Here is a 19,530-nt window from a genome sequence, read left to right on the forward strand (position 1 = left end):
CCTTGTTTACACTTTATTTTTTTGATACTCGGAAGGAAGCTGACCGAACTCCTCTTTGAAACACTGCCTGAAATAAATGGAACTGTTTATTCCCACCATGAACGATACTTCGTTGATGTTGTATTTCCCCGAATCAAGCAATTGGGCAGCCTTTTGCATTCTCACTTTTCTTACCAGCTGATTAATATTTTTTCCTGTTAACGCTTTCAATTTCCGGTATAAAGTAGATTGGCTCATATTCATATTTTCGGCCAATGTAGCAGCGTCCAAAACTTCCTGGTGCATTAATTTTTCTACTAAATTTGCAAACTCCTTAACAAAATCATTTTCACGCCAGGGGTCGGCTTCCACTTCAGCAGCTATAACTTCTGTAGTTTTTATTTGATTAGATAACTGAGACAGCACTTCTTCATATAAACTTTTCCGTTTGGAAAGCAAATTATCTATCCTTCCATAAAGCAATTGTGTGCTAATCGGTTTGGTGAGATAAGAATCCAAACCCAGCTCGTAGCCACGGTGTTTATCCGTTTCAGAACTTTTCGCAGTGAGTAAAATCGTTGGAATATGGCTGGTTTCGCGTTCCAGTTTCAAAGCCTGGAGCATGGCAAACCCGTCCATTTCAGGCATCATTAAATCGCTCACAATGATATCCGGAACATGGCTTTTTGCAAGTTGAAAGCCTTGCTTACCATTCTCTGCAGTAATCACATTGTATTTTGATGCTAACAAAGTAGATAAATAAGCCCGCAAATCAACATCGTCTTCTACCAGCAAAACCATTGGCAACGATTCTACCTGTGGTTTCTTTTGTTCATCAAGCACTGCATCGTGTTCGGATAGATAAGGAATTTGGGGCGATACCGGATTAGCCAATAACCTGACACAGAATTCGCTTCCCCAATCCAATTCACTTTTTACACTCACCTGCCCGTGATGGATGGCGGCCAATTGTTTCACCAGTGATAAGCCGACACCAGCGCCATCGCCTGTATTTTGAGGAACCTGATAAAACTTTTCAAATATTTTTTCCAGATGTGCTGACGCTATTCCACTACCTGTATCTTTCACTTTTATAACTGCCCAGTTTCCCTGGCTATTTTGCTCATAAGCTAAAGAAACCATTACGCTGCCAGCTTTTGTGTGTTTGCAAGCGTTTGATAAGAGATTGTCGACAATGAGTTGTACAATTTCTCGATCGAAAATGGTTTCAAAATCTTCAGTGTTGGCCGTTAAACTGATGTTGATATTTTTGCTTTGACTAGCCTCAACATATTTTTGAACAATGTCTTCTAAAAGTTGCCTTAAAAATCCAGGCTGCAAAGCAAGTGGTTTATGCTGAGATTCAACTTTTCTAAATTCCAACAGTTGATTAACCATCGAAAAAAGCCTGGTGGCACTTTTTTGAACAATTGAAAGCCGTTCCCGGTGTTTAGGCGACAGTTGGTTTTCATGCAAAAGATCTTCCAGCGGACCTAAAATCAATGTTAGCGGTGTACGTAGTTCATGCGTAACATTGGTGTAGAAATTCATCCTTTCGGTATGCAAATTTCCTTCTTGTTCCAGTTGCTGCTTTTTTAAACTGAGTTGCGCTTCTGCATTTATTCGTTTAATGTAAAAGAAAAAGAATGCGATTACGGTGGCCAAAACCACAACGATATAAAATGCAATGGCCAATATGCTTAGGTAAAAAGGCGGCTTGATCGTGATGTGGAGGCTTTCATAATCTTCAGACCACTGCTCATTTTTTTGTCTGGTTCTAATTTTAAGTTCGTAACTGCCGTAGGGAATACTGCGGAAATCTATATTTTTTTCATCACCGAGAGAAATCCATTTGTTATCAAAGCCCTGCAACTTATAACTGAATTCCAGAAGATCATTCATGGCATAATCCATCACAGCCAATTCTATGCGGAAGCTGTTTTCGCCGTGCTTCAGATGAATTCTTTTTTCAGCATCTGGAAATTTTTCAGTTTGTGCCCTGCGTTCATCCGTGTTGAAAACCATCAGTCGGCTGATGTTAATTGGTGATGAAGGAAGTTTTAACGGGATGTTTACCGGATCAAAATAACAAGCGCCACTCGGCATTCCGAAAAAGAGTCGTCCGTTTTTATCTTTGGATACGCTGTTGTTGATGAAGCCGCCGAGTGGCAATCCAAAGGCCTGATCGTAACTTAAAAGCCTTTTTTGAGCCGGAAGGTAACGGATTAACCCCAATTTCGTTGCACACCAAATATTTCCTTTCGGGCTTTCCGTGATGGAATTGATCGTTAGCCAGGCATCTCCGAGATGAAGTGGAAGAGTTTCAATTTTCCCCAGTTGATTACCCGATGATTGATAAGACAAACCTTCATTTGTCGCAATCCAAATCGTATTTTCCGAATCGCGATACACATGGTTAATGGTATTACTGACCAGTCCTTCCGCTTTGCTGACGCGTTTGATTAGTTTCCAGTTTCGATCGTAAATATAAATCCCCTGACCGTAAGTGCCCACCCACATATTACCAAGATGGTCTTCTACCAAAGTTCGTGGAGAAAAATCGCCCATCATCGGCGTGGTGATGGTGATTTTCCGCAGCGTGTCTATTTCCTGAGCGAGAATAAATAGGCCTTCCTGTGCGGCAAAACAGATATTTTTTCGGCTATCCTGCATAATTGCCCTAACTTCCGACATGCGTTTTCCGCCATCAATTTTCTTCCAGCTATTGCTAGCTGGTTGATAACAGGAAACGCCTCCCTTTTGTAAACCAAACCATTTATTGCCGCTTTCATCTTCAAAACCCGACAAAAGGAAATCATCTCCCAGCAAGCTGTTATTGGCATTGATATGATCAACACGGCCATTATTGTCTATCTGTAGAATACCTTCACCGGTAGTAGCCAGCAAGGTTTTGTTTTGCTGATCGTTAATGACGGCCGTAACGGTAGCCGTTTTATTTCTTTCGCTCGAAGATTCTTGCTGTGGAAGAATAGAAAAAAACGGTTTTAAGTGAGAGGAAAAGGCCAAACCACCACTATAAATGGCTAACCAAACATTCCCAAACTGATCCTGATCGATGTTCTGGACGGAGGTATTGCTTCCATGGGTAAGCGCCAATGGCAGCGACACGCTGTAAGAAATTTCGTCATTATTAATATTGAAATTGGGCGTTAAAGCAAATAACTGAGAAGACTCTGCTCCCACCCAAATTTGATGTTGTACCTCTTTGATGGAAAAGATAAACGGTTCATTACGTTTAATCGACTTACTCCTGAGTTTAACTTGATTCAGTTTTTTTGAAACCGGGTTATAAACAGCGAGCCCTTTTCTCGTGCCAATCCAGATGTTATTTTTGCTATCACAAAAGAGCGATTTCACTTCATTATCTGGCAGAATTCCACCCGTAGTTTTTACATCCAGCAGTTGAAGTTCTTTGGTTGCCGGATTTAATATCGAAACCCCTTTATTTACATGGCCAATATACAAAAGACCGTTTTTATCTTCAGCAAGCGACCATACACTATTCTCTGGCATTGCCAGAACACTCTTCTGGTTAAAATGGAGGAACTTTTTTGAAGCCGTATTAAATTGTTGAACCCCCTGGTGAAATGTAGCCAACCAAAGTTTTCCATTTTTACTTTTAATGATATCAGTAATGTCGTTCGTCGAAATTGAACCTTCATCCTTGGGGTGATGTACGAAATAGGAAAAGGTGTTCGTTTTTAAATCCAGTACGTTTAAACCATCAGATCGGGTGCCGATATAAAGCTTTTGGTTATCGTACAAAAGCGTATTTATTTCACTGCTATTTACTGATTTACCATCCGGCTTTTCCGCTTTGTAAAAGTGTTTAAACGAATTGCTCGAGAAACGATTCAATCCTAATTCAGTTGCTACCCAAATAAACCCATCGTGATCATGAACGACATCTAAAACCTGCTGATTTGATAATCCATCTTGTAAAGAAAGGTATTTCGTTTTTCCTTCCTGAGCAAACGAGAGAGCGGACAAGTGTAATAGCAACACCAAAATAAGACCACTTAAAAAGCCACAATCTTTCAGTCTGTTAATAAAACTTTTGTGGATTTTCTTATTCATAGCATTTGTGTTGAAACTATCTTGCTTCCATGCGAAAAACTGGAAAAATAGTATCAGCGATATATTTGGTCTTTTCAAATATAGCAATAACCGTTAAAATAACATTTATAAATGGACTGATTTTAGTCTTTTAATTTAAGGAATTATTTTCGGCCTATTCCCTTATTTTATTTTAGCAAATACCCAACTATCATTTCAAATTCATGCAGCCAGCAATTACTTATTTCATGTAAATTACTGTTCCACCATTTGGCGCCAAATCGAATTCAAACATCGTATTCTGATCAAACTTTTTAGTATCTAATTTAGCGTCCTTTCCAATACCATCGCTGATAATTATTGCATTTTGACCAGCTAGCATTGGAAATGTCACTTTCACTTTTTTTGCAGTATTTTCTCCGTTAACAGCGGCGATATACCATTTCACACCTTTCCGTCTGGCCAGAATGCAAAACTTGCCCGGGTAACCGTCAATCAGTTTTGTTTCATCCCAAACGGTTGGAACAACTTTTAAAAAATCGAACAGGAAAGATGGCTTTTCTTTTAGATTTTCTGGTGTAATTCCCCAATGCTGTATTGCAGAAAAGAACAAGACGCCAGTCGCAATTTCAAAGGCATCGGTCGTTTTGCGTATGGTACCCTTTTTAGGGTCTCGGTTTAACCTATCATTTAAGAAAACAGGACCGAAATCCATAGATGCAACCGCATTCCGGGTAAACGGGTAGATGGTTGCCGTTTGTGCATAACGGTCGGCAAAACTTTGTTCAAAAACTAAATTTTCTGATGCCATCACCGATTCACTGGTAGCAAATGCGGGATACATGCGTTCCCATCCCCTCGGTAAGGTTGTGCCATGGAAGTTAACGCTTAACCCAAATTTCGCGGCATCCATTAAAATATCGTGGTAAAGCTTCATCGTCACCTGCTTATCGCCACCAAAGAAATCCACTTTCATGCCTTTAACACCTATCTTTTGCAACCAGGCCATTTCATTTTGTCTGGCTTCAGCAGTGTTCATTAAATTTTTTGGTGTTTGTGGTGCACTATTCCAACTGCCGTTAGAGTTATACCAAAGCAGTACGCCTACATTTTTCTTACTGGCATACTTTACCAGTTCAGCCATTTTATCCCTACCAATTTGGGTATCCCACAAAGCATCTATTAGAATGTATTCGCAATTTAAAGTAGCCGCAAGGTCGATAAATGTCACCTGATCGTCGTAGTTGCAGCTGGCATCCTGCCAAACAATCCAGCTCCAGGTTGCTCTGCCAGGGTTAAAGATTTTTGTTTGTGCCGACAATGGTTTAACCACATCCGTAGCTGCTGTTGATTCAACAATCGCACTCAAATTTGTACCAAGGGTAATCGTTTTCCAGGAGGTTTGAAAAGGCAATTTGGCCGTAACTGTGTTTGCACCAACACCTTTATTTTCGCCTGACTGAGGGAATGAAACTTTGTAAAGTCCATCCTTCGAATCGCTTAAACGAGTTCCGACATAATTTTGATCCACTCCGGTTTCAGAAATCATCATCCAGCCTAAGTTGCCCAGATGGAAAAGCGCCGGATAAGTGTAACCTAATCCGTATTTAGATTTGGTGTTAATCGGCTCTTCAATGGTGTAAGCTTCTTCGTAAGAAGGTTTGGTATTTTCCCAACCGCTTCCAGCTGGTGCCTGCGGAGTGATAAAAGTTGTACTTTCATCTGGTAACTGAAAACCTGTGGCTTCTGATTCAATTGTTGCATCTGTTTCGCCATTTTTCCTTTTCGGAAGATGATAGCTGAAAGCCACATCTCGGTTAGTGATTCTAAAAATGATCTGAATAGCATCGTTTTTCGAATTTACCAGCCGACAACTTAATTCGTTTGCGTTATAATTTACACTACTTACTTTGGAGTGTGATAAATTGTAGCGCTCTTTAATTTGCTTCACTTGATAACTTTTGAGTTTTAGCCCCTGGGTAAAATCTCCTACAGAAGTGATTAATCCAAGCGGAGATTTGTCCATAAAAACTTTATCGTTATAGCTGATTTGACAGGTCGGTTTTCCTTCCTTTATCTCCAACTCAAGGCTGAGTTTCTGATCGGGGCTTCGCTGAACAATTTTATTCTGCGCATGAATACATGTTAGTCCCAATAAAAAATTTAACATCAATAACGCAAAAAACCTAAGATTGAAGATGTACACTTTACTTTTATATAAATTCATTTAAAATTTTGATTTTTAGCGGTTTATATCTGATCATCTACAATTAAATTATAGTTATTCTAAAATACTTTAACTTTAACGTCGGCTTTATTAAGCCATGGAGAACTAAACCTCAACAATACCTCATCATCAGCTTTTCCAGTCGCTTGTACATAAACAACCATTTTACCGTGAAAAACCCTTTGGCGGTTGTCGGTATAGTCGCCCATATCGCTATTGTTTCCAGATTCCATCCCTAATAATCTTGCATTACCAACAATTTTACAGGTAATTTCATTATCAGACAGTTCCACGCCTATGCCGTTTTCATCAACAATTTGAATTTCTATTTGCGCAACGCCTTTATTTCCATTAACCTTCATTTCTGAACCTTGCAGGATTTTGATGGCGTTTGGGTTTTTGCTTGTTTGTAATTCGTGACGGGTTATCTCTTTATCATTCTCATCAAGCCCTACCGCTTCTAAACGACCAGCTGCATAAGGTATATCCCAATAAATGATACCATATTTATCATCGTATGGCTTGGTTTCTCCAATCTGTTTGCCGTTGAGTTCTAATTTTGCTTTTTTCGCATTGGTATAACAAACCACACGAATTTGCTGCCCTTCCTGGTAGTTCCAGATTGGCCAAGCATCCATTGATGGTGCAATATCTTTTTTCCCTCCCTGGCCAGACTCCAAAAGCGACCAGGCATCTTGAGCATTTCCACCATCTTTAAGCGGATAAGTACCCAGGTAAGCCATTGGCTTGTTAGACCAAAGCGCCTGGCGGAAATATCCGCGTGGCTTAACGAAACTAGCAAAATCAACCAAACCCGAATAAAAACCACGGGCAGGCCAGCGACCAGATTCGCCAAGGTAATCGATACCCGTCCATAAAAACTGACCGAAAATATGTTCGTTATCACGAACGGCTTTCCAGGCTTCAAAATCATGTCGGTTTTCGCTACCAAAAAGAACACGTTTTGGATAGCGTTGGTGATCGGTTTGGTAACGGCTTTCGGTATAATTGTATCCTGCAATATCAAGCGCTCCAGGATATTCGGTTTCGTTAGACATTGCTACGCCAGCCAAACCCGCCGTAACCGGACGATATGGATCGTATTTTTTAACCACCGCAACAAGCTTTTTAGCAATATCACCCAGATGCATCGCGTTCGGCGCATCTTTTTTGTAGCCTCCAAAAATTGGCTGTGTAAATCCACCTTCTTTTGCACCAGCTAAAATTGGGTGAGAATATGGATCGTTAGGGTAATCAACCTCGTTACCGATACTCCATGCGAAGATAGAAAGGTGATTCCGATCGCGTTTTACCATATCTGCCAAATCTCTTTCGCCCCATTCTTTAAAATAATCAAAAGAACCCTGGAAACCTGGAGTACCGACATTCCAGCCCTGCAACCATTTTCTCTTGGCGAATTCCCACTCGTCAAAAGCTTCATTCAAAACCAGAATACCTAGCTCATCACATAACGCGTAAAGCGATGAAGCCTGCGGATTGTGACTGGTACGAATGGCGTTTACGCCGAGACCTTTTAAAGTTTGCAACCTGCGTCGCCAAACTTCGGGGTAAACTTCTGAACCTAAAACACCTGAATCGTGATGCAGACAAACACCTTTTACCTTAAGTGCCTTACCATTTAGCGTCATGCCATGATCAGGATTAAAACGAATATCTCTAAAGCCAGTGATAGTACTGGTTTGGTCTATTGTTTTACCATCCTGAACTACCCTGGTTCGAAGAGTGTACAGGTTTGGTTCATCGATACTCCATAATTTTGGCTGATTAACTTTCAAATCAACCGAAAGTTCGAGGTTGGATTGTCCCGTTAAATTTGCCCTTGCTTCTTTTTTAGCCACCACTGCACCGCTCTGGTTAAGCAACTCATTAATCACGGTAACTTTGACCGCTGTTGGCATTTCGTTGTTCAACGTGGTTTGTACTTTCAAATTTCCGTTAGCGCCTTGCACAGTGGCGAAGGCATAAACGCCCCATTGTGCTAAATGAACTGGATTAGCTTTTACCAACCATACATCGCGATAAATGCCAGAGCCGGTGTACCAGCGAGAGTCGGCATCTTGTGTATGATCTACCTTTACCTGAATTTTATTTTCCTGGCCGAATTTTAAAAACGGCGTTATTTCGTATGCGAATGAAATATAGCCGTTAGGACGTTTACCAACTGATTGTCCGTTGATAAAAACTTCGTTTCGATTGTAAACCCCCTCAAAATAGATGAAAAACTTTTTCCCCTGATCTTCTTTGGCAATGGTAACTTGTTTCTGATACCAGCCCAAGCCTCCTGGGAGATAACCGGTAGCACTGGCCAACGTTGGGCTTAATGGTTGTTTAATGCTCCAATCGTGAGGCAGCTGTACGTTTTTCCAGGATTTGCCATTGTCTTCCAAGGCTGCTTTTTCATCAATGTTTCCAAGATGAAACCTCCAGTTATCATTAATTTTTTCGGCTTTTCCGAAACCTGGCTGGGCAAAAGTATTCAGGCTCAACAGGATTGCAGCCAGAAAAAAAATGGTATATTTTCTCATTCGTATCATTCTTAATTATAGTGTAGGATTAAATGGCACAATATTTCCTTCTCCATCAAAATACATCTGATCGATGCAAACTTCACGGTTAAAACCAGCTGCATCGCCCATTGTGATCCCATTTGGATAATTAAATCGATGGTAAACGATATACCATTCATCTTTTCCAGGCACCTGAAGCACCGAGTTATGACCAGTACCGTAAATACCTTTTGATGGATCTTTCTGTAGAATCAGATTGTTTTCTTTGATCTCGATAGGTCCAAGTGGAGACTTAGATATTCCGTAACGAACACGGTAATTTTCACTTCGCGTATCATCTTCTGACCACATAAAATAGTATGTTCCTTTTCTAAAAAATACATAACAACCTTCCCTAAAAGTCTTATCAGTGTTTAAGGTTTTAATGCTGTTGGGCTTCAACGAAATCATGTCATCGTTAAGTTCTGCTACAGCCAGGTAGCCATTTCCCCAGTACAAATAACTTTGTTTCGTTTTTGGATCGGTAAATACCGCCGGATCGATCTCCTGACCACGTTTAATGCCATCCGGCTTGAAGTTTACCAATGGTTTTCCAGAATCTTTAAACGGTCCAGCAGGATGATCGGCAACGGCAACACCAATTTTTTGCGCAGCGGTAAAGTAGTAGTAGTATTTATATTTTCCTTTCACTTTTTTCTCGGCTATTGTTGGCGCCCAGGCATTTCGGTCTGCCCAACTCACATCTTTCTTCAAATCTAAAATAACGCCTTCATCTGTCCAGGTTTTTAAATCAGGAGAAGAAAAAGTTTTGAAATAAGAACCGCCCCATCCATCAAAACCATCGCTGGTTGGATAGATGTAATATTTTTTTGTCTGGTTGGAGTAAATCACATCTGGATCAGCATAAAAACCATCTAATACCGGATTTTTACGAAAAGCCAATTCCATTCCTTTAGGTGTTCCCCAACGGGCAGTAACATTAAGCATTTCCTGACGTGCAAGTGGAATAATGGTACCATGTCTTGGATGGAAATCCATCGTTACTTCATGATCGATTACTTTAAACTTATCCAAATCTAAACTTTCGCAGAACTGATATTTCCCTTTTCCGTAAACATCATACATCAAAATATATTTATCAGAATTGTTTAGTTTAAAAACGCCCGAACCTTCAACAGCATCTCTGGTTTGCTGTTTGTATCCATCCTGCTCAATCCATTTCCCGCTCGTTAACGAATCGGTGATGGCCAATTTTATCCCGTTTCCATTCCCTTCAGTTTTGTAAAAGAGATAAAATAAACCATTTTTATTGGTGATGTCTCCATCGATACAAGACTTACCATTTTTCGGCGTGAAGAGCACTTTTGGTTCTGAAGTGAAGCCATTAAAATCATCATTGGCATAGGCATAGTAAATGATATCAGGTCCTTGATCGTGTTTCATAGACCAGTAAACCATATATTTTTCTTTTGATGGATCGTAAATGGTTTGTGGGGCCCAAACCCGTTTTAAATTTTCCTGTCCTTTATAAAGTTGCTGAATATTAACAATGGAATGTTTCCAGTTCACCAAATCAGTTGATTTAAGCATCACCATTGCCCGGTTAGAATCCCAACCTTTTGAAGAAGTCATATCGGTAAGCACCATATAAAAGGTTTTACCATCTACGCCGCGAAGAATATGAGGATCTCGGATTCCACCAGTGGAACTGATTTTATCAGAAGCTAGCACCGGTTGATTATTGTTTAAAGCTTTATAGTTATATCCATCGGTACTGATGGCATAACAAAGTGCTTCATCGTTTACGGCGTTGCCTTTAAAATACACAAACAAATAACCTGCATAATCTTTATCGGCAGGCCCTGCCTTGTACTGTTGACTAAAAAGATTGAATGGTGAAAAAAGCTGCAGCAGCGCAATAAGGAAGATTCGGAATTGTAGTTTGTGGGATATCATCAATTTTTCAATAGAAAGTGCTGAAAATACAAGGAGGCGTATTTCCAGCACTTAATTTAATTTATTTTAAACTAATTTTTTGTACCGGCGAATAAATATATTCTCCAGCCGAGGTAGATTTAACCCCTACTCTGGCATAAACAAAGTCGAGATTTTTTAAATTATCAGGCAAAGCGCCTGAAGAAATTTGCAATTGCTGTCCTAAAACTACATTGCCTAAACTGGCATCTACCCTTACCTCGCGTTGTACCTGATCGGTTAAAATAGACTTGCCCAGATATAGGCGTACAAAATCTAGATTGGCTGTAGGCACCACCTTATTCACGACTAATTTTGCAACAATACTGGTTCCTGATCTCTCAAAAGATTCTCCTGTTATGGTAAAATATGGCGTTACCGGAACATCAAGATTCATATTTGCAGTCAGGTTAACGCGAACAGTATCTGTTGCCTGTTGCAACCATGGCGCATCTGCCCGGCGTACAAATTTGTATTGGCCTGCAAAAAGTTTAGCAGAAAAGCTTCCATCCTGTTGCATGTAAACCGTAATGGGAGAACGCAGCGGAAAGCCATCTTGCCAAAGTTCGAGCTGTGGTCCATTATTTCTCACACTAAGTGCACTACCTTGATAAACCACACGACCCGATAAGGTAAGCTCTGGCGCATCGAAATTATCGTATCCGCAGCCCGACAGAAACAGGCTGGCAGCTGCTGTAAATATGATTAAAAATTTTAGTTTCATAATTTGTGTTATTGGAAAGGATTTCTAACAATTTTTGGATTGTTGTTTAAAACATCTTGTGCAATTGATGAATAATAATTCGTCATACGGAAAAACCTTGCCCGTCTGAAACGTGTTGGTCGTACTCTTGCGTAGATGTATTTGCCATTATCTGGATGCCCAGGACGTATAACCCGGTAAGAATACAAGCCCATAACCACTGCATTTGGATCAGTTTCTGAGCCATCCCAAACCAGGTGGGCAATACGCCATCTTTTCAAATCAAAATAACGGTGATCTTCAAAAGCAAGCTCTACACGGCGTTCGTTACGGATGATGTTATTGGTTAATGCGCTAAGGCTATTTGCTGGAAAACCAGCTCTTGCCCTGATGGAGTTTACATATCCTAGGGCTTCTGGTCTGCCTAATTCAAAAGCAGCTTCTGCAGCGTTCAAGTAAATTTCGCCCAGGCGAAACAATGGCCACCAATTTGCTGCAGATGTGCCTCTTGTACTTGCAGCTGGCGCATCGCTAACCATTTTGCGAATATAAAATCCTGTATTACTTACATCAACAGCGTCATCTTTCGGCCCGTCAAACCCTGTCCAGGTTTGGCCATCGGTATAGTTTTTACCCAGCTCGGCCGAAGTAGATAGTTGATAGGAAGTGTTATTCCAAACAGCAACACCTGCCTGTAACCTTACCGGACTGCTTTTAAATGTAGTACCCGGGTAAATTACTGTTCCAAATAAACGGGCATCTTTTCCAGCAAAAATTTCCATCGGGTTACTGTAAGCGATGTAGTTACCATTTGCATCCTTATCACGTAAAGTTCCTCTGGTTCCGTCTAGATAATCAAAACTTTCTACCAAACTTAATGAAGGCGATATTGCAGATGAAGCCTCATTATCTTCAGTCATGCTTTTCACAATATTATCGTAAGTAAAACGATGCACTTTTAAACCAACGGCAAAGTCTTTAGCAAAAATTACCTCACTACCGGTTTTTTTATTCAGCATGTCATAAAAATTGCCGCCCTTATCTGCGTTTTCATTAAACAAAGCAAAAGGACCGCTCATGATTTCTTTTGAGGCCGTTAACGATTTGTTGTAATAATCTGTAGCCATAGCAGCTGGAATGCCAACTTCGCCACCAGGAGTACTAATTGGCGCAGCCATCAAGCTGTTGTACTTTGCAATCGACGCCGCATATAACATCGCTCTGCTTTCTAGCGCCAGCGCAGTATATTTGTTTGCCCGAGTTTTGATCCCATTATTGGTGGCCAGATCATTTTTAATCGCTTCCATTTCGCTGTAAATGAAATCGTAAACTTCATGTTCTTTAGCTCTTGGTGTTTGTAAAGGCGTCGGGTCACCACTAAAATCGTAAATCAGCTGTCTGGTAACCAAAGGCACTCCACCCATCCGCTTCACCATCTCGAAATAAACAAAAGCCCGCATGAAGCGCATTTCTGCTTTGAAAAGGTTTTTCTGCTCAGGAGTAAGTTTGATACTGAACTGCTCTATGCTTTCAAGCGAAAGGTTCAAATCACGAATGAGACCATAATCCCAGTAGCGGCCATAATCACTTCCGTACTGAAAATCATTTTTTCCATTCTGATCTCGTGTCCCAGACCACATAGCATCGTCAATTTCGGTCATACCGCCAGTGTTAAACACTCCATGTAAGGATGGTAGACGATCGTAATAATTGGCCAATTGCGACGTAACGAGTTTAGGGTCGTTCCACAATTGTTCATCGGTGATGGTTGTTTTAGATTCGCGTTGAAACCATTCATCGTGCTTGCAGCTGCTAAGCCATAAGCAGGAAACCACAATACCTATATATAATTTTTTCATTTTTTTGCTTTGTTAAAAGGTTACATTAAAACCAGCCATAAATACTCTTTGCTGAGGATAAACTACCGCTGCTGCTGCTTCAATTTCCGGATCAATCTGGTAATCTTTCACATTATCGAAAGAAATCAGGTTTGAGCCATTTACATAAACGCGGATTTTTTGCGCTTTAATTTTCTGCGAAATTGTTTGAGGCAGTGTGTAAGCCAATTCTAAATTCCGCACCCGTAAATACCGTACATTAGTTAACCAGAAATCGCTATTTCTACCATTCGGACCACTATTTCCGTTACGTATTGCAGGATAGTATCCCGGAATCCATTTACTGTTTCTGTCGTAAGGATCTTCGCGGTGCCATCTATCTTCTAATAAATAGGCAGGTGAGTTACCTCCACCATGGAAAGCGTTTCTTAATTCATAATCCTGGTTCCACGACTGCATGCCGCCCCCAGCAAAATCAACATTCAAATCAATTCCTTTGTAGTTTAAGCCGATTCTTCCACCAAAGGTGATCATTGGTGCCCATCCTGTTGGATAACCAATCGGACGTTCATCCATATCGTTGATTATTCCATCACCGTTAACATCTTTGTAAATAAGATCGCCCGGTAATTGGTTTCTATTGTTATTACCATCATTATTAACCGGATAGTTGCGAATTTCTTCTTCTGATTGGAAACGACCAATTACCTGGTAGCCCCACCATACACCACCCCAACGATCTTCAGCAGAGTTTCTATATTCATTTAACGAGTTACTAAAACGTGGTTTGTACGATTCAAGGTTTTTGAATCTCGAAAAAGTAACATTACCACTCACAACATAATTTAAATCGCCAACTTTACTGCTGTAGGTAATGATACCCTCTGCACCGTAGTAGCCATTTTTACCTAAATTTTCGTTTGGCAACTCATAACCTACTTCACTTGGCAATAAAACATCATATTTTTTTCCAGGAAATCCGGTACGGATAATTTTAAACGCATCAGCAGTTATGGTTAACTTGTTATCGAACATCCCTACATCGATACCGATATTATAGTTGGTGTTCTTCACCCATGATAAATTTCTTATTGGAAGCGATTTCGGGCGGATACCTGGATAAAAAGTACCATTCAAAATAGCGCTTCCCGAACCGAAGTTGTAACCAGACAAATAATCAAGCATTCCAACACCCTCTTCTAAACCTGTCTGACCAACAGATGCTCTCAATTTTAAATCGTTAACTACATTTTTTATTGATTTGAAAAACGGCTCATCAGAAATTCTCCATCCTAAACTGGCGCCAGGAAAAAGACCCCATTCTTTACCTTCATAGTACAAATAAGATCCATCATAACGACCCAAAACCTCAACAAGGTACTTGCCTTTGTAGTTGTAATTGAAACGACCAATAAAACCTGCTCTCGCCTCGTATGACCATCCATCAGCAATGCTGTTTAATTCTGCAACCTGATTAACCAAAGGAATGTAGTTGTTGGTTGGATTTGAACCAATCGCATTGTAAGTTCTGTCCCAGTCAGAACGTTCGTAACCCGCCATTACCGAGAAATTATGATCTCCAATTTGTTTGGTATAATCTAACTGAAATTGGGCGAAACGTGATACTGCAACGCGGTCAGTTTTATATCTCCAACCAGAGTTGGTTCCATTACTTCGAACATAGTTGTTGTTTTCGTAGCGATATACATCATAAGTATACTGAAAGCCATCAAACTTATTGTTGGTGTAATTGTAGGATACCGTTCCTTTAGCAGATAAACCAAACTTAGTTTTGTAAGATGTAGTTAAATTCACGTTTCCACTTAAGTACTTATTGTCTTTATAACCTGCAATATCTCTACTGAAAATGGCCGGATTATAGGCGAATTCATTTGTTTGATTTGGATAAAGTGGATTGTCGTTTGCATACGGACCAACAGTTGGTCTGTTTTTGAAGATTGCAAGTATTGATGAAAAGTATCCATCGCCGCCAGGCAAACCAACATCTTCGGTATTTTCTTGTCTGCCAGAAATTTGTGCTCCAACAGTTAGACCTTCTAAAATGGTCGCCTCCATGTTGGCTTGCAGATTGGTACGTTTGTAGTTAAAATCTTTAATTACGGCATCCTGCGTTAAGTGACCAACAGAAAGAAAATAATTTGATTTTTTGGCTCCGCCAGAAACGTTTGAATTGATGTAGCGTTGAGGGATATTTTTACGAAGTACAATGTCTTCATAATTGTAGCCCTGATAGCCCGGTAAAGTTCCGGCTTGCCATTTTGCCAACTCATCACGTGTATATACTTGCGTAGGATTACCGTTTGGATCATTCTGAGCCGCCTCAACCAATCCTCGGGTATATTGCGCTGCGTTGGCCATGGTAGGAAAACGCGTTAAGTTTTGCCAGCCTTGATAGCCGTTAATGTTAATTTTGGCTACTTCATTTCTCGAGCCCTTTTTTGTAGTGATTAGCACTACACCTTTTGCGGCACGAAAGCCATAAACAGCTGCTGCAGCATCTTTTAAAATAGAAATACTTTCAATATCTTCCAGGTTTAAAGCGTTAAAAATATCGGCACCAGATGCATTCTGGGTACCAACCCAATCCGTACCACCTTCACCGCCATAAGCTACCCCATCAATTACATACAATGGGTTACCCATATTCCGGATTTCGATACTTGCGCCTCTGCCCGGACGAGCATCTTTTGCCCGGACCGATACACCTTGTACTTTTCCGGCAAGCGCACCAGCAGCAGTGGTAGAAGAAGTACGCACAATATCTTCAGCTTTAATATTACTTACCGCACCTGTAATGTTCCGTTTAGATTGTTTACCGTAACCCACTACAACAACCTCATCCAAACCCTGATCATCGCTTTGCAAAACAATATTTAATTGCATTTTGTCGGTTAGCGTGATGCGTTGATTTTTGTACCCGATGTATGTTACCAGTAAGGTACCTTTGGTTGCCGTAAGCTGGAACCGGCCATCGGCATCTGTAGTTGTGATTTCTCTCGGAACAGAACCTTCTACCAAAATAGTTACTCCCGGAAGAGGCTCATTTTGTTCGGTTAGTACTTGTCCGGAAATCTTACGTTGTGCAAATGAATATGTGGGAATACCCCATAACATTACGCAGAAAAAGAAAATTTTCAGGATTCTCATATTATATTTGGTTTAAAGTATAAGCGTTTCGAATAGCGATTATTCGTCCGATTACAGTTGATGACATTCGAATTCGTTTCGAGAAACGATCAAATTAATTTCTTTCGTTTTGATAATCCCTTGGGAAATATCAACTCAAAAAAGGTGAGTTAGCCTCGTAAGTTGTGGAGGGTAGCTGCTCATCAATGAAAGGATTTATAATTGGTTTTCGAAATCAAACTTAACTGATTTAATCAGGCACGGACATACACATATCCGTCAATTAACATTTAATTTTTCGTCAAAAGGAGTCAAAATGCGCCGTATAGGCTGTTTTAGCAATATTTATAAATAAAGTTTGCTTTAGATTCTCGGATTAGTTTTTATAGTGAAGCAAATGTGATAAAAGGGTTTTATCACATTTGATGACAGATCGATTTCTGGAGTTTACTTACGTATTGACCTGTCGTTAATACATTTTTGGTTACAAGATCAGTTAATTGTATAGCTGCGTAATATTCCTTTGCGAAGCATCCTCTCAAACCAAAGCTCGTTTACAAAAAAAAGGCAGGTTATTTTTGTAGATAACCTGCCTTGTTCTTAATAGAAACGGTACTTTAAAAATTCTATCGCCTTATCTTTTTCACTTTCTGAAATTCGATGATCCCAATATAAGATAGTGAATAAGAGTATTTATGGATTCACATCCAATTTTTTTCCTGCAAGGTCTTCCCATCGGTAAAAATGGAAGGTTTTATCATCGCTCATTGCCACCAAAAGCCCATGTTTAAAATCGGCATTCAATGGTACTGAAACTATATCAATTCCATCAGTTTGATTTGCAGCATATTTAATGGTGGCTATTAGCGGATGTTTATTCACAGCGCCAGCCTGACCGGTCCTGTTGTACACTTTTAATTGTCTGACACCTTGATCTGAAACTAAAATATAGCCATTGTTCCCTTTGGTTTTATAAATCGCAATCCCTTCATTGTCCACAGCAAAATCGCCCTGTCCAAATAGGGAAAGCTCCTGATTTCCTTTGGCTGGATCAGCATAATACTTACGCACACCAAACTGCTCATCGCAATAATAAATATATCCAAGTTCGTTATCTACCGCAATGGCCTCAATTTCTTTCTTACCACTGTACTTTCCAAACTTTCTTACCAAGCTTGCTTTTACTATTCCTTTACCATTATCTGATAACAAATACTGCCACAAATAACCGCCCTCTTTTGGCCCTGATTTGCGGCCAACAACAGCATAAATTTTCCCGTCAGCGCTAGTATACATTGCAATACCCATTAAATCCCTGAACTCAGCCTGGGTTTCTCCTTCGAAAACAGGTATTCCTCCACCATCAACCGGTTTCATATCTGGAAGACTGTAAATTCTCAGCTTATGTGTATAACGCTCTGTAGTTATCGCGATATCAGTTTTTTTCCCACCGAGATCAAGTCCGTAAGCAATATCTACATTATCAGGTCTTTTTAACCCTTTAACAGTTTTTGCAGGGATAATTTTTCCCTTGAGGTCAAAAACGTATAAGCCCCCTTTGGTATCTTTATCTGTTCCAATAACTAACGATTGCGCCGGGTCTTTCGCATTCACCCAGATCGCAGGATCGTCGGTATCAAAATCAACAGGATCGGATATATATAGCGGCTTTACTGCATCCTGATCTACCTGTTGGGCGGTTCCGTTACAAGAAAGGATCAGGCATAAAAGGCCTGCTGTAGCAACATTTATGATATTCGTTTTCTTCATATTAATTTTTAGTTCCATATGCGCCAACAAAGGTAGATGGTGCTGGTGAAATGTAAGTGATACCGTTTTTCATTACGATACCTGCCGCATGATGACGGGTGAAATTGGTAATGCCTTTAGCCAATGCCGGCGAATTACCTTGCAGGTGAAAATCCCATGAGGTATTGAAATCAGCATTGTTCACCGCCGTATTTAGCGGATAGTTTACAAATTTGGGATCATTTTCTCCCGCCACTTTACTAATTACATCATTTTTTCCGCCTATCACATCATTACTCCCAGGCTGAAACTGATTAACCGTTACCTGATCAAAACCATAATACCAGTTATTGCTGTAAGCAGAGCGGGCATCCTCAGGTTTTTTAGGATCTCTTTTTATCCCAAAACGGGTATTGGCAAAAAGGTTATTGTACAAATCAGCACGAACGGTGCTTTCCACCCAAACAGAACCGCCTTTGGCTGTTGGTCTTCTCCAGCCTGTATTTACCAAAGTATTATTGTAAATGATAATATAGGTTTGTGGCGTCTTATCTCCGGTATTCGAAAGTTTCAGTGCATTGGTATTTGTACTATAAACCAGATTATAAGCGATATCGGCTAAACAACCAGATTTGAAATTCATCGCTTCGCCACCGGTAACACCTGTGGTGTAGAATACGTTATTCGCGAAAATGATTTTGCCGCCCTCGATGTAAGTGCAATCTTCCTGAAGATTTCTGAACACCGTATTTTGCACCACTAGCTTTCCTTTTGCATTCGAGAACCATAATGCTGGTAAATTTTCTCCGGCAACTGCCTTGTATAATCCCATTTTTACTGATGTTGATGCATCAGAAGTGGTTGAACCTGCATATTCAATAACGGCGTGATCCAACACCAGCTCCTCGCAGGTTGGGCCTGCCAAAATACCTCCCCATAGTTTACCAAATTTCTTCTGTGCAGTTTTGTAAAATTCATTCACAGTAAACTTAATTGGATTTTCGGCAGTGCCTAAGGCGTACAAATTACCTTTCACTATAATTTCCGGCTTAGCAAGGGTATCCATTAATACCGTTACCCCCTCTTCAATGGTGAGCGATTTGCCTTCCGGGATAACGATATCACCCTTAATTACCTGGGTACTTCCTTTTGCCCATACACCTGAAACTTCTCCAATCGCCGAACCATCTACAACTGTAGTATCCACATCGATATTTGCTTTTTCGCAGCCGGCAAGTGCCAGCAGGGCAAGCATTAGCAATTTAAAAATCTGATTTGATTTCATGTTTTTATTTTTAAAAATTTAGC

9 protein-coding genes are annotated in these 19,530 nt (G+C 40.3%); all 9 read right to left on the reverse strand.

Features of this window, described 5'->3' with window-relative positions; all coding sequences use genetic code 11:
- Nucleotides 1–6: 6 nt before the first annotated feature.
- Complete coding sequence (locus AC3ITD_RS09305) at nt 7–4,077, reverse strand: hybrid sensor histidine kinase/response regulator transcription factor (RefSeq protein ID WP_265801450.1); 4,071 nt, start codon at nt 4,075–4,077, stop codon at nt 7–9.
- Between the two features lie 220 nt (nt 4,078–4,297).
- On the reverse strand, nt 4,298–6,283 hold the full coding sequence (locus tag AC3ITD_RS09310; protein WP_489365919.1) for a glycoside hydrolase family 97 protein: 1,986 nt from the start codon (nt 6,281–6,283) through the stop codon (nt 4,298–4,300).
- A gap of 59 nt (nt 6,284–6,342) precedes the next feature.
- The gene (locus AC3ITD_RS09315) at nt 6,343–8,829 is read right to left on the reverse strand and encodes a glycoside hydrolase family 2 TIM barrel-domain containing protein (protein WP_489365921.1); all 2,487 of its coding nucleotides are present in this window, start codon (nt 8,827–8,829) and stop codon (nt 6,343–6,345) included.
- A gap of 15 nt (nt 8,830–8,844) precedes the next feature.
- Nucleotides 8,845–10,767 (reverse strand): glycoside hydrolase family 43 protein, encoded by a 1,923-nt coding sequence (locus AC3ITD_RS09320; RefSeq protein WP_489365923.1) that lies wholly within the window; start codon nt 10,765–10,767, stop codon nt 8,845–8,847.
- A gap of 61 nt (nt 10,768–10,828) precedes the next feature.
- Nucleotides 10,829–11,509: a DUF3823 domain-containing protein gene (locus AC3ITD_RS09325; protein WP_489365925.1), complete on the reverse strand. Its 681-nt coding sequence runs from the start codon at nt 11,507–11,509 to the stop codon at nt 10,829–10,831.
- Nucleotides 11,510–11,517: 8 nt separating this feature from the next.
- Complete coding sequence (locus AC3ITD_RS09330; protein ID WP_489365927.1) at nt 11,518–13,347, reverse strand: RagB/SusD family nutrient uptake outer membrane protein; 1,830 nt, start codon at nt 13,345–13,347, stop codon at nt 11,518–11,520.
- 12 nt (nt 13,348–13,359) lie between these two features.
- Nucleotides 13,360–16,494 carry a SusC/RagA family TonB-linked outer membrane protein gene (locus AC3ITD_RS09335; RefSeq protein ID WP_489365929.1) on the reverse strand — a complete coding sequence of 1,045 codons (3,135 nt, stop codon included), beginning with the start codon at nt 16,492–16,494 and terminating at the stop codon, nt 13,360–13,362.
- Nucleotides 16,495–17,166: 672 nt separating this feature from the next.
- Nucleotides 17,167–18,243, reverse strand: a complete 1,077-nt coding sequence (locus AC3ITD_RS09340; protein ID WP_489365931.1) for a phytase — start codon at nt 18,241–18,243, stop codon at nt 17,167–17,169.
- Between the two features lies 1 nt (nt 18,244).
- Nucleotides 18,245–19,507 (reverse strand): right-handed parallel beta-helix repeat-containing protein, encoded by a 1,263-nt coding sequence (locus AC3ITD_RS09345; RefSeq protein ID WP_265801461.1) that lies wholly within the window; start codon nt 19,505–19,507, stop codon nt 18,245–18,247.
- Nucleotides 19,508–19,530: the final 23 nt, after the last annotated feature.

The sequence above is a fragment of the Pedobacter sp. KH_004 genome (genome assembly GCF_057840755.1).

Bases quoted from the DNA above. Each gene is read 5' to 3' on its own strand.
- AC3ITD_RS09305 (WP_265801450.1), bottom strand. From the start codon at position 4,077: ATGAATAAGAAAATCCACAAAAGTTTTATTAACAGACTGAAAGATTGT.
- AC3ITD_RS09310 (WP_489365919.1), bottom strand. From the start codon at position 6,283: ATGAATTTATATAAAAGTAAAGTGTACATCTTCAATCTTAGGTTTTTT.
- AC3ITD_RS09315 (WP_489365921.1), bottom strand. From the start codon at position 8,829: ATGAGAAAATATACCATTTTTTTTCTGGCTGCAATCCTGTTGAGCCTG.
- AC3ITD_RS09320 (WP_489365923.1), bottom strand. From the start codon at position 10,767: ATGATATCCCACAAACTACAATTCCGAATCTTCCTTATTGCGCTGCTG.
- AC3ITD_RS09325 (WP_489365925.1), bottom strand. From the start codon at position 11,509: ATGAAACTAAAATTTTTAATCATATTTACAGCAGCTGCCAGCCTGTTT.
- AC3ITD_RS09330 (WP_489365927.1), bottom strand. From the start codon at position 13,347: ATGAAAAAATTATATATAGGTATTGTGGTTTCCTGCTTATGGCTTAGC.
- AC3ITD_RS09335 (WP_489365929.1), bottom strand. From the start codon at position 16,494: ATGAGAATCCTGAAAATTTTCTTTTTCTGCGTAATGTTATGGGGTATT.
- AC3ITD_RS09340 (WP_489365931.1), bottom strand. From the start codon at position 18,243: ATGAAGAAAACGAATATCATAAATGTTGCTACAGCAGGCCTTTTATGC.
- AC3ITD_RS09345 (WP_265801461.1), bottom strand. From the start codon at position 19,507: ATGAAATCAAATCAGATTTTTAAATTGCTAATGCTTGCCCTGCTGGCA.